Here is a 13,239-nt window from a genome sequence, read left to right as displayed (position 1 = left end):
TTTTGATACTCATATACATTTAAGAAATATTCCAACGCTTTTTCTTTATCTTTTCCCTGAGAATAGATAATGGCCAGATTGTTTTCTAATTTAGTTACTTCCTCAATGTTGTTATTAATTTTGTAGATTTCATACGCTTTTAAATAATATTGTAAAGCAATATCCAGGACTTCTTTTGAGGCATACATCTTACCTGCGGTTATATATACGCCAGCCAAAGTAAGTTCTGATTCTTCTGTATTTTTTGCTTCGGTTTCTGCTAGTTCTATATATTTTATAGCTCTGTCCCAATCAGAATTTTGAAGCCTTAATGCAATTTTTCGGAACAGTTCTGTTTTTTTCTGGTGATCGGAAATACTATTTGCGCTATCAATCAGTTCCTTTGTCGAAGACTGAGAATGAGTTTTAAAAGAAATAATAAGAAATAGTAAGAAAAACAATCGTGTCATCATGTTAAGGCTAATAATTTCAAATTTAAATAAAAATAAGACTAATACTACAATAATAACATGGAGAATACATAATCTCAATTTGAGTTCCTTTTACAGGCTATTTAAAATTGGGCTCTGCTTAACACACAAATAACCTTACATTTTGTTTTTTGCCGGCTTTGGACTTGTTTATGAGAAAACAAAGGACAATTGAGTCTTATAGAGTTAATAATTTAGTAATACGTCCAAAATAACACACAAAACATATTTCTATATCTTCGTTTTTTAAAAAGCTTTACATTATGAGTATTGACTATTCTGCGAATAAAACTATTTTAGTAGCTCCATTAAACTGGGGTTTAGGACATGCTACAAGATGTATTCCTATTATAAAAGCACTTCAGGAGAATAATTATATTCCGATAATAGCTTCTGACGGTATTGCACTGGCCTTGTTACGAAAAGAGTTTCCCTATATTGAAACGTTGGAACTGCCTTCTTATCATATTGAATATGCGAAGAATGGTAAAAACTTTAAATGGAAACTGATTAAAAATCTACCTAAAATGATTACCGCCATTCTTGATGAAAAGAAAATGGTAAAATCATGGATCAGAAAACATGGTATTGATGGTATCATTTCAGATAACAGATTAGGCGTTTTCAGCCGAAAAATCCCTTCTGTTTTTATGACGCACCAATTGAATGTGATGACCGGAAATACAACCTGGTTTACCAGCAAATGTCATCAGCATATTATAAAAAAATATTCGGAATGCTGGGTTCCCGATACAGATGACACGTTAAACCTAACCGGTGAACTGGGACATCTTAAAACAAGTGAGCTGAATTTAAAATATATCGGGCCATTGAGCAGAATGCGCCAGAAAGATACACCTAAGGTTTATGATTTAATGGTAATTCTTTCCGGTCCGGAACCTCAGCGCACTTATCTGGACGAAAAATTACAGGAAGAAGTAAAACGTTTTGATGGAAAAGTTGTTTTTGTAAAAGGGGTTGTAGAAAAGACCCAGACAAAACAGGAAATCGGAAATGTAACTTATTACAATTTCATGAATTCGAAACAACTTGAACAGACTTTTAACGAAAGTGAACTGGTTTTATGCCGTTCGGGTTACACGACCGTTATGGATCTGGCAAAACTGGGCAAAAAAGCGTTTTTTATACCAACTCCGGGGCAATACGAGCAGGAATACCTGGCCATAAAACTTCAGGATGAAAATTTGGTACCGTATGCAACGCAAAACGACTTTACTATTGAAGATCTTTCAAAAGTAAAATCGTTTACTGGTTTATCCCAATTCAAAAACAATATTGACTGGGATACTCTGTTTTCTATTTTTGAAGATAAAGCTTAGAAGTTGAACTGAGCCTGTAATCTCAATAAATTTCCTTGCTGTCTGTTAACAGGCAGAGCACTGTCTACAAATGTTCTGTCAGCAATAACATATTCTGCTGTAAGTTCAAAAGCTTTTATGGGCTGCCACTCTACACCTATCTGATAATCCCTTACCACATAGCTTCTGGCGTCCTTTTCATATTTCTTTCCTCCGTCATAATACTGAAATTTGGCATAGGGATAAATATGTTGTTTTTTGATGTCCCATTTGTAATTCAATAATACATATCCTCCATTTAAATCTGTTTCATCAACAGTATTGGTAAGGGTATTGTATCTTGGGCCTGTCCCGATATTATATTCTGTCTGGATTCCGAATGGTCTTGGGTATAAAACGAAAGTAGCCCCTACTCTCTGGTCTTTTACATACTGCGGGTCATTAACAATTACGCCCGATGAAATTTCACCTGTAAAGGCCCATTTTCCGGTATAGGCCTGAAGTCCCGGTTCAATAATCTGGCTACCAATTACAAATGGGTATGTAATTCTGGTTACAACATTCAGATCTCTGTTTCCGTCTATTTTATTGGCAATCTGTCCGTTGTAAACCCCAAATGCAAATACACCAAAATCACCGGAACCTTTGTAGCCGTCTTTAACAAGCATTTCAAAACGCTTTCTGATTTCGGCTGGCGCCCAGTAAAAGAACATCCCTAAATCACGTTCATTTGCGATTGAGCTGTTTATTCCATCGGCACGGTCTAAAGTCAGACGTTGTGAACTTGACTGCATATTCTCAAATCCATATGGAATCTTACTTTGTCCAACACGTACACGATATTCTTTTTTCTTATCAAAAGAAAGATCAAAATATAAGTCCCTAATCTGTACAAAGTTTTGAATTCCGGTACTTGGTGAACTGGCAAAATCCGGCTGAAAATAGAAAAAGACATTTGGATGTACTTGTCCTGAAAATACCAGACGCGCACGTCTGATAAAAAGTCCGTTATTTGCTTTTGCATCCGGAGCTGTAGAGGTAGTTCCCCAGGATTTATCGCATTGTTCGCAGGAAACTTTGTCGTTTGTAGAAAACAAACCATTGTATCTTATTTGAGCATATCCTCTTAAAGAAATTTTATCGTACCAATGTTCTTCGACGCCGCCTCCGGATTTGGTTTCCGGAAGTTTTGCTTTATTGATAGAATCAAGAAGGCGAACTACTTCTTTTTTTATGTCTTCTTTACTCAGTTCTTGTGCGTTTGAAACAACCGCAAACAGCAAAAAAATTGCCAATAATTTTATCCTCATTATATCTTTTTTCTTTCACACTCAATTTCAGGTGCAAAGATGTATCACCAATGTTAAGAAATCATTAACAGGATGTTACGATAATAAGAAGATTTGTTTATAAATGGTTACGCCATTATTATTAAGGCCTTAACGCCTCATTTTACGGTATCTGGCATGATTAGAGGTTACAATTTTTTAACCTCTGTTTTTTGTGCTTTGTGTGTTTTTTCGAGCGTAAATGAGAATTCAGATCCAATTCCGAACTCACTTTCCACATATACTTTCTCTTTATGTGCTTCGATAATATGTTTTACGATTGCCAGTCCAAGTCCCGAACCACCTTCAGACCGGGTTCCGCTTTTATCAACTCTGTAAAAACGTTCAAAAAGTCTTGGTATGTTTTGTTTTTCAACCCCTTCACCATTATCACTAATACGGATTAAGACTTTTTTCTTGGTTAAATTTACAACACCAACTTCTGTTAAACCGCCTTCTTTACCATATTTAATAGAATTCACAATCAGGTTTTCCAGAACCTGTTGTATCCTGTCCTGATCACCGCGTATGATAACTGATTGTACATTCTTGCTTTCAAAAGCCAATTTGATTTTCTTTTTATCAGCTTTCATTTCCAGCAAATCAAAGACATTCTGAATTAATTCAACGATATCAAAATCCGTCATTACCAGATCCAGGTCACCAGATTCGAGTTTGGTAATCATGTCGAGATCTTCAACAATATAAATAAGGCGCTCTACTCCTTTTTCGGCACGTTTTAAATATTTTTTTCGGATATGTTTGTCATCCATGGCTCCGTCAAGCAAAGTCGAAACATATCCCTGAACTGTAAATAAGGGTGTTTTTAATTCATGCGAAACATTCCCAAGAAACTCCCTGCGATATTGCTCACGAATTTCGAGCATTTCGATTTCAAGTTTTTTATCGGTGGCAAACTTTTTCACTTCCCGTGAAAGTGTTTCCATATCTGTAGTTATAGGCTGATTGATGAGGGTTGTAGATTCCAGTAAAGAAACATCATCATATATTTTTTTCACCCTTCTGTAAATGAATCGTTCTACACGATATTGTAAAACCAAAAAAGAGAAAATATAAACTGAGATAATAAAAATTATTCCAAATGCAATCTGGTGTCTTAGTTGCCCTTTATAAAATAAAGACATTAATATCAATACAAATCCAGTTGTAAAAAGGCTTATGTAAAATGCCGATTTTACAGCAAATTTGTATGTTTTTTTAAAATTAATTTTCATTGATATTATTTAATTTAACCATTAGGAGATTAAGAAAAAGTAAGCTTAACTCAAAAACCATATAAGAAATCAAAGTTCATATAAATGTAACGAACTTCAATTTCTTATATGGTTTAAATGTATTGAATGTTTTTAAAACAATTTAAATCAGTTTAAATCTTTACTAAAATCCGTAGTTAAAAGAGCCTTAGCATCTTAGAACCTCAGTATCTTAGAGACTTAACTAAACTTCAAATTTATAACCGACTCCTTTTATTGTTTTAAAAAGATCTTCCCCGATCTTTTCACGTAATTTTCTGATGTGAACATCGATCGTTCTTCCTCCTACTACAACTTCATTCCCCCAGACTTTGTCCAGGATTTCATCTCTTTTAAAAACTTTTCCCGGTTTTGAAGCCAGTAAGTAAAACAATTCGAATTCTTTTCTTGGCAAAGCAATTTCTACATTGCCTTTTATGATCTTATATTCCTCGCGGTTAATTTCGATTCCGCCAACATTTAAGGTATCCGTAACAACTTCTTGTTCTTTTAACCTTCTTAACAAAGCCTTTACTTTGCTTACCAATAATTTTGGTTTTATTGGTTTGGTGATATAATCGTCTGCACCGGCATCAAAACCAGCAACTTGAGAATAGTCTTCGCTTCTTGCTGTCAAAAATGTTATGATTACATTATTTAATTCAGGAATTTTTCTGATGTTTTCGCAGGCTTCCATTCCATCCATTTCTGCCATCATTACATCCATAATAATGAGATCCGGTAATTCTTTTTGAGCTTTTGCGATTGCATCTTTACCGTTTGAAGCTGTTACAATCTGGTAGCCTTCCTGAGCAAGGTTATAGCCAACAATTTCCAGGATATCCGGTTCATCATCAACTAATAAGATCTTGGTTTGTGTTTTTTTCATAAAATAGCAAAAATTGAGTTTTTTCATCAAATTTTTATGTAAAAAATCTAATGTTTTTTAATTGCGATGGTAAATATAATAATAAATCGACGGTTAAATTTCGCTGTTAACGGTAATTTAATCTCATAACAATTTGATAATCTACAGAACACAAAAACATAACAAGTGCGTAACATGAACTTTACAAGGCGGTTCTTTCTTTGCAAAAAAATAAATTAAACACAACTAAAAATGAAATTCAATCTAAAATTTCTATTATTTACATTATTTATCTGCACGATTTCGATCGCTCAAACCAAAGGTACAATTTCTGGTACATTAACTGACAAAGAATCTAATAATCAGCCACTACCTTTTGCAAATGTTTTACTTAAAGGTACAAATATTAGTGCAAACACCGACATTGACGGGAAATATTCACTAAGTGTAAACCCGGGAAGCTATACCATTATTTTTAGTTTCGTAGGTTACGAATCTGTTGAGAAAGCTGTAACTGTTGCTGCAGGACAAACTGCAACAGCAGATCAGGTACTTTCTTCTGGTGGTTATACACTAAAAGATGTTGTTGTAAAATCTACTGCAAACAAACAAAAAGAATCTGCATTATTATTAGACCAAAAAAATGCGGTAGCTTTTAAAGCTGCTATTGGTGCAGAGGAGATTAACCGAAAAGGTATTAATGATGTAGCGAACGCTGTAGCAAAAGTAAGTGGTATTTCTAAACAAGAGGATTCTGGAAATGTTTTCGTAAGAGGTTTAGGTGACCGTTACAATGTAACAACTTTAAATGGCCTGCCGTTACCATCAAACACGCCGGCAAACAAAAACATAATTTTAGATATTTTCACTACAAATATTGTAGACAACATTGGAATAAGTAAAACATTTGAAGCGCAAAATTACGCCGATTTCGGAGGAGCAAATATCGATATTGCTGCAAAAAAATTTAGCGGAAAACCTTTTGTAAGCTTTTCAATTGGAACAGGTGCTAATACAAATGTTTTAGGACAGGATCATTTTTATTTACAAGACGGTCCATCTTATACCGGATTTAAAAAACCTGGAATACCAAATTCGCCTTTACAACCTTACAGCTACGCAACTAGCTGGGACAGACAGGAAAACAAAAATGTCTTAAATGCTTTTTACACGTTATCAGCAGGAAAAAAATTCAATTTAACTGACGAAAGCTCATTAAGTACTTTCATTTCTGGTTCATTTAGCGCAAAAAACAGATTTACTGAAGGATACAGCAGAGGAAACATCAATGCTGAAGGAAACATCAACAATGATTTTTTCAGAACAGCTTACAAACACAACACTACATCAACTGTAATTGGTACTGCTGATTATAAAATCAACAATAAAAACTCAATATTTTTTACCTCTTTATTCATAAATTCAAGTGAACAGGATTATAGTGAATACGAAGGAACAAACCAAAATTTTGATGGTGGAGGTGATGCTCTTCAGCAAATATCAGGATTTATCAAACGTGGCACATTTGAACAAACTCAATTAATTGTAAATCAATTAACAGGGAAAAATAAATTTAATGATCAATGGAGCATTAACTGGGCAGCAGGTTACAGTATATCAAACAGTTCTGTTCCAGATCGTATGCAGAACTCTTTTGTACATGCTGACAATGGAATTGATTATACTTTCTTCACCAACTCTAACATTTACAACCACAGATTTTTTCAAGATCTGAAAGAAAACGAGTTTTCTGCAAATGTTGGTCTTTCTTATAATTTCAACAAAAAAAGTGAAGATGAAGGATATAAAGGAAAAGTAACTGTTGGGTATTCAGGGAAATTGAAAAAACTTGATTATTCAATGCAACAATTCTCATTCTTCCCTAACAGAAATGCTATATCATTCCCTAAAGAAGACATTCACCGTGTTGATTTTTATTTAGATGAGGCACATTTTGGGTCTTCTGCATCAAACAGGATTTTTCAATTCTACGATGGAAACTTAGATATCAATAGTGCATATGCTACTGTTCAATATTCACTTACTGAAAGATTGAGCGTAATACTAGGAGCAAGATTCGAGCAATTAGTTCAGAATACATCTTATGTTACGACTATTGTTCCTGACGGAGATGAATCTGATTATTCAAAATTTAATATTTTACCTAGTTTAATCTCAAAATATACACTAAACGACAAGCAAAACCTTAAGTTTTCTGCGAGCAAAACTTATACGCTTCCTCAATTTAAAGAAAAAGTGCCAATTGTTTTTGAAGATGTAGCACAGGCTTACAGAGGAAATCCTGAGTTGTACCCTTCAACAAATTACAATGCCGATTTAGGATGGGAATATTTTCCAAAATCAGGAGAACTAATTTCCGTAACTGCATTTGGTAAAATCATTCAGAATCCAATAAACGAAATTTTCGAAAATTCTTCTTCAAATGATATTACTTATGCCAATACAGGTGATAAAGCAACTGTAGCCGGAGTAGAATTAGAAATTAGAAAAGATATTTTTGAAATTGACAATGGTGACAATAAAAAAACAAAGCTTTCATTTGACGTAAACGGATCATATCTTTACACAGATCAGGACTTAGACGAAGAAAAAGTGTTTAGAGAAAACGGTTTTGGAGTTGACTTTACTTTTACAAATGACAAATTAAGTGGAGCTTCTACCTTTCTAGCCAATGCTAATCTTTCGTTCATGAAACAATTTTCAGAATATAATGATGTAACAGCAACAGTATCTTACTCTTATTTTTCAGATAAACTGAATACAATTGGAACAGGAGCTTTAGGTAACATGGTTGATAAGGCCGTAAACAAACTAGACTTTATAGTAAACACAAGTTTAACTAAGAATTTAAAATTAGGCTTGATTTACAACAATATTTTAAACCCAACTTTCAAACGTGTACAAGCTCAGGGTGAAGTACCAGGAAAAGAAGCTGTTGGAGATATCACAGTAACTTCATACAAAGCAGGTTCTGATCTTAGGCTTACTTTAAACTATACATTTTAAGAAATTCACTTTATAAAAATTAAAAAAAGGCGGTTAGGTATTATCTAACCGCCTTTTTTTTAATTCAGTTTCAATGTAAACTTTACATTAAGTAAAATTATTTCCAACCAACATCCTTAATGTATTATTAATATGGTCTTAACTCAACAAAAACATATGTTCTTTTACTTTGCCTTAATAAAATAAAACAATAAAAAACACAACAACAATGAAAAAATCATTTTTTGCAATGGCTGCAATATTAGGACTTGCTGTAACAGGTTGTAGTTCTGATGACAATAACAACAACAACAACGATGACAACAAAAGTTCTTTCGAATTAAAAGTTGATGATCTAAAAGGAGAAATTAAAGATGGTGTTGTAACTTTGGACCCAACTAAAACTTACACTTTAACTGGAGGTTTAGTTGTTAAAGGTGGAGCTACTTTAGTAATTCCTGCTGGAACAGTAATTAAAAGTTCTGCAACTGCATTATCTACATCTTTATATATTGCTGTAGAAAGAAACGCTAAAATCAACATCAATGGTACTGCTGCTAAACCAGTTATTATGACATCTGGAAAAGCAAGCCCAACTGAAAGTGACTGGGGTGGATTAATCATTGCTGGTAATGGTAAAGTAAATACTGGAGATAATGGTACTTCTGAAGTAGGTGGTTTAAGCTACGGTGGAAATAATAATGCAGATTCTTCTGGAAACATCAACTTCTTGAAAATTTCTTACACTGGTTCTAAATTCTCTGCTACTAAAGAATACAATGGTGTATCTTTCTTCGGAGTAGGTTCTGGAACAGTAGTATCTGATATCTATACTTACGAAAGTGGTGATGACGGTATCGAATTTTTCGGAGGAGCTGTAAATGCTACAAATCTTGTAATCGAGAACTCTTATGATGATTCATTAGATTTCGCTGACGGATGGCAGGGAACTGCAACTAACGTATACATCAAAGGTGTAACAAAAGCGGGAGTTGAAGGATCTAACAACGAGAAAAACCCAAAAGATGGTCTTCCAATGACAAGTGCTAAATTAGTTAACTTCTCAATCATTAAAGGTGGAGCTCTTTTCAAAGCTGACGAAAAAGCAATCAACTATAAAGATGGTGGTGGAAAACAATCATACACAAATCTTTATGTAGCTGACGATATGCCTAAAGAACTTGTTAAATTATCTGCAGATGCTGGTGTTACTGCAAACATCGCTGCTGGATTATTTACAATCGCAAACTACACATTTGGTGCACAAATCACTGAGACAACCGGACCTACATTGTCTGGAACAACTACAGGTGCTGTTGGAGCTGGTGCTGGTGTTGAATTACCAACTTGGGCTAACTGGACTAAGTAATTAGTTAAAAACAATAGAATTAAGCAGTCTGAATTAATTTTCAGACTGCTTTTTTTATACCCATTTTTTTCTAATAGGTTTAAGATATCTAAATATGAATAAACCATCTAAAACTAAGACATCAGAAATTATTCTGTTGTAATTAGCTCTAACTTATAATGTTAAAAACATCCTAAAATTTTAGGATGTTTTTTTTTGGCGTACTTTTTGTAATTTTTTTTGTATATTTACTTATCTAAAAAAATGCGATGGCAAAAAACTACTTTTATATTATAATCTTACTGGCTTTTTTCTTTACTACTGGTGCTTTTGCTTAGGACCGTATACAAACGTCAAAACCTCAGGATGGAGCTACTATAGAGGGACTAAGCTTGTACCCTAATCCCGTTACAAGTGGTAAAGTATATATTTCATCTAAAAATGATTTAGAAAAAGAAATTATCATCTTTGACCTTTTAGGAAAAAAAGTTATCCAGACACATTTAGTTTCAAGAGAATTAAACGTTAGTGATTTAACTCCCGGAGTGTATATCATAAAGATCAGTGAAGAAAACGCTTCGGCAACACGAAAGTTGATTATCCGATAGACGTAACTAAAAATAATAATATAAGGCTGTTCAAATACCGAACAGCCTTTTTTGTTTTTAATCCTAGTCTTCTTCACAAGTGAAAACCAGTATTGAAACTAGAAACTATTTATAATTATACTTACCTTTGCACAAAAAAAGTTTTGATTACAGCCAACGATATATTTACCATTTCGAGTCAGAAACAATTTGAAAAAACAGCACTAAAAGTGTTTCGTTTTCAGCACGAGAACAACAAAGTATATCGTGATTTTTGCGATTTTCTAAAAGTAAATCCGCAACAGGTAAAATCATTACAGCAAATCCCTTTTTTACCAATCCAGTTCTTCAAAAGTCATGATGTTGTTTCAAACAATAATCCTGCTCAGGTAACTTTTACGAGCAGCGGAACCACCGGAATGATCACCAGCAGACATTTAGTAACCGATGTTACGCTTTATGAGGAAAGTTATCGAAAAGGATTTTCTGAATTCTATGGCAATATCGAAGATTATGTTGTTTTAGCCCTTTTGCCGTCTTATCTCGAACGCGAAGGGTCTTCGTTAATTTATATGGTCGATGATCTCATAAAACAATCTAATCAGCCCGAAAGTGGGTTTTATTTACACAACCACGAAGAACTTACCCAAAAGCTTATCGAATTAGACCAATCAGGACAAAATACTATTTTAATCGGTGTCACTTATGCTTTGTTGGATTTAATTGAAAAACACCAATTTCAGCTGCAAAATACCATTATCATGGAAACCGGCGGAATGAAAGGCAAACGCAAAGAAATGATTCGCGAAGAATTACACGAACAGCTTTGCAAAGGTTTTGGGGTAAATGCCATACATTCTGAGTATGGAATGACAGAACTTTTAGGACAAGCCTATTCTTTAGGAGAAGGTATTTTTGAATGTCCGGGCTGGATGAATATTTTAGTCCGTGATCCGGAAGATGCCCTTACTTATGTCAAAGACGGAAAAACCGGCGGAATCAACGTGATTGATTTAGCCAATATCAATTCATGCTCGTTTATTGCGACTCAGGATTTAGGCAAAAAAAATCCCAACAACTCTTTCGAGGTATTGGGACGTTTTGATAATTCTGATATTCGTGGATGTAATTTGATGGTTTTATAATATTAAACCACTCTAATCACAAAATAATTTTTCTTTCCGCTTTGTAATAACACAAATTGATTGTTAATTAAATCATTTGCTGTCAACACAAAATCTTCTTTGATTTTTTCTCTGTTTACAGAAATTGAATTTGCTGTTAAAGCTCTTCTTGCTTCTCCGTTTGATTTAAAGAAACCTGTTTTTTCGTTTAAAACCGTAACAATATCCAATCCGTTTTCAAGATCAGCTTTCGCAATTTCTGCCTGAGGAACTCCGTCAAAAACTTCTAAAAAAGTAGCTTCATCTAATTTCTTTAAATCTTCTGCTGTAGAATTTCCAAACAAAATGTTCGACGCCTGAATTGCTTTTTCCAGTTCTTCTTTACTGTGAACAAAAATCGTAATTTCTTCTGCCAGTTTCTTTTGTAAAACCCTTAGATGAGGAGCTGCTTTGTGCTCTTCGATTAATGCATCAATAGTTTCTTTATCAAGGAAAGTAAAAATCTTGATATATTTTTCTGCATCAACATCGGTTGCATTTACCCAAAACTGGTAAAATTTATATACAGAAGTTTTATCAGCATCCAGCCAGACATTCCCTCCTTCAGATTTCCCGAATTTAGAACCGTCCGCTTTTGTAATCAAAGGTGTTGTCAATGCAAATGCTTTTGCACTTTCCCCTCCCATTCTGCGTACTAATTCCGTACCTGTGGTAATATTCCCCCATTGGTCAGAACCTCCCATTTGCAAAAGGCAGTTATTGTTTTTATATAAATGATAAAAATCGTATCCCTGAATTAATTGGTATGTAAATTCTGTGAAAGACATTCCTTCACCTTCTCCGCTAAGTCTTTTCTTAACAGAATCTTTCGCCATCATATAATTTACCGTGATACGTTTTCCAACTTCACGTGCAAAATCAATAAACGAAAACTCCTTCATCCAATCGTAGTTATTCACCATTACCGGAGCATTTTTATCAGTCGAATTAAAATCCAGGAAACGGGATAAAACACTTTTGATTCCGGCTACGTTTTTAGCCAGGGTTTCTTCGTTTAATAAATTTCTTTCGTCTGATTTTCCAGATGGATCACCAATCATTCCTGTCGCACCTCCAACCAAAGCAATAGGCTGGTGACCGAAATTCTTTAAATGAACCAATAAAATAATCTGAACCATACTTCCGATATGAAGTGAATCTGCAGTTGGATCAAAACCAATATACGCTGTTGTTACTTCTTTCAGTAATTGTTCTTCCGTTCCAGGCATACTGTCGTGATATAACCCGCGCCATTTTAATTCTTCAACTAGATTCTTCATTTTTTAAAATAATTTGCGCAAATATAAGGATTGTGAACTGCAATGTCAAAAATCAATTTAAATAAGAAGTTTCCAGTGAATCAGATATTGAAAGAAATTTTATTATCATTTAAAAACTGCACTACTTCTTCTTTGTTTTTAATAGTCATTGTTACTTTTTTACCATTTTTAAATATTAAGGAAATAACATTATTTGAATTAAATATATAACTCCAACCATACTTTTTAGAATATCTCAGTCCCCAACCCAGAAAATCAGAAAGAGCATCAATTTTTGAAATTTGAATTTTCTCAATCTGATCCCATTCTATAGTTCTATAAGTAATTTGAAAAGGAAATAATTTATATCTAAATGCTTTTGCATCTAATATAACTGTCATTCTTAAAAAAACTAAAATTAGCGTTATGGGTAATAAAATATATAAAAGTCCCAGATCTGCTTTTTTTTCTTCTGTAAACAGAAATAAAAAAATAATGAATTGTATTCCAAACAGTATAAATACAAAGTCTGGTAATTTGGACATCTCTTTGATTTCAGTTTTCATATTTTAAAAATTGTATCATACTTAATTTTATTAATCTAAAATTTTGAACTATTGTTTTATCAGCATGAAATT

11 protein-coding genes are annotated in these 13,239 nt (G+C 33.6%); 5 read left to right on the top strand and 6 right to left on the bottom strand.

Annotated elements, in window-relative coordinates; all coding sequences use genetic code 11:
* The coding region (locus DCO46_RS20165) for a hypothetical protein (RefSeq protein ID WP_207784982.1) at positions 1-452 on the bottom strand (452 nt) is incomplete at its 3' end.
* Between the two features lie 281 nt (positions 453-733).
* On the opposite strand from DCO46_RS20165, the gene DCO46_RS20160 reads away from it, so the two are divergent.
* On the top strand, positions 734-1,810 hold the full coding sequence (locus DCO46_RS20160; protein ID WP_116754281.1) for a glycosyltransferase: 1,077 nt from the start codon (positions 734-736) through the stop codon (positions 1,808-1,810).
* Here the strand turns inward: DCO46_RS20160 and DCO46_RS20155 are convergent.
* The 3 genes from DCO46_RS20155 to DCO46_RS20145 all read right to left on the bottom strand — a co-directional run bounded on the left by DCO46_RS20155 (position 1,807) and on the right by DCO46_RS20145 (position 5,259).
* Entirely contained in the window at positions 1,807-3,099 is a 1,293-nt protein-coding gene (locus tag DCO46_RS20155) for a porin (protein WP_243416363.1), read from the bottom strand. The genes DCO46_RS20160 and DCO46_RS20155 overlap by 4 nt on opposite strands.
* Positions 3,100-3,266: 167 nt before the next feature.
* Positions 3,267-4,352 (bottom strand): sensor histidine kinase, encoded by a 1,086-nt coding sequence (locus DCO46_RS20150; protein ID WP_116754279.1) that lies wholly within the window; start codon positions 4,350-4,352, stop codon positions 3,267-3,269.
* Between the two features lie 223 nt (positions 4,353-4,575).
* A complete protein-coding gene (locus tag DCO46_RS20145) occupies positions 4,576-5,259 on the bottom strand; it encodes a response regulator transcription factor (protein ID WP_116754278.1) in 684 nt (227 codons plus the stop codon).
* A 231-nt stretch (positions 5,260-5,490) separates the two neighbouring features.
* Here DCO46_RS20145 and DCO46_RS20140 point away from each other — a divergent pair, with 231 nt between their 5' ends.
* The 4 genes from DCO46_RS20140 to DCO46_RS20125 all read left to right on the top strand — a co-directional run bounded on the left by DCO46_RS20140 (position 5,491) and on the right by DCO46_RS20125 (position 11,324).
* The gene (locus tag DCO46_RS20140) at positions 5,491-8,265 is read left to right on the top strand and encodes a TonB-dependent receptor (RefSeq protein ID WP_116754277.1); all 2,775 of its coding nucleotides are present in this window, start codon (positions 5,491-5,493) and stop codon (positions 8,263-8,265) included.
* Positions 8,266-8,473: 208 nt separating this feature from the next.
* A complete protein-coding gene (locus tag DCO46_RS20135; RefSeq protein ID WP_116754276.1) occupies positions 8,474-9,613 on the top strand; it encodes a hypothetical protein in 1,140 nt (379 codons plus the stop codon).
* Positions 9,614-9,984: 371 nt separating this feature from the next.
* Complete coding sequence (locus DCO46_RS23395) at positions 9,985-10,200, top strand: T9SS type A sorting domain-containing protein (RefSeq protein WP_317048065.1); 216 nt, start codon at positions 9,985-9,987, stop codon at positions 10,198-10,200.
* Between the two features lie 143 nt (positions 10,201-10,343).
* A complete protein-coding gene (locus DCO46_RS20125) occupies positions 10,344-11,324 on the top strand; it encodes an acyl transferase (RefSeq protein WP_116754275.1) in 981 nt (326 codons plus the stop codon).
* Between the two features lie 2 nt (positions 11,325-11,326).
* Here DCO46_RS20125 and tyrS read toward each other — a convergent pair whose 3' ends face one another.
* Positions 11,327-12,622, bottom strand: a complete 1,296-nt coding sequence (tyrS, locus tag DCO46_RS20120; RefSeq protein ID WP_116754274.1) for a tyrosine--tRNA ligase — start codon at positions 12,620-12,622, stop codon at positions 11,327-11,329.
* Positions 12,623-12,702: 80 nt separating this feature from the next.
* Positions 12,703-13,167 (bottom strand): hypothetical protein, encoded by a 465-nt coding sequence (locus DCO46_RS20115; protein WP_116754273.1) that lies wholly within the window; start codon positions 13,165-13,167, stop codon positions 12,703-12,705.
* Between the last annotated feature and the right edge of the window lie 72 nt (positions 13,168-13,239).

It is taken from the genome of Flavobacterium sp. HTF (assembly GCF_003105115.1).
Classification (GTDB): domain Bacteria; phylum Bacteroidota; class Bacteroidia; order Flavobacteriales; family Flavobacteriaceae; genus Flavobacterium.
The sequence above is the reverse complement of the archived record's forward strand: the minus strand, read 5'-3'. Positions and strand labels throughout refer to the sequence as shown.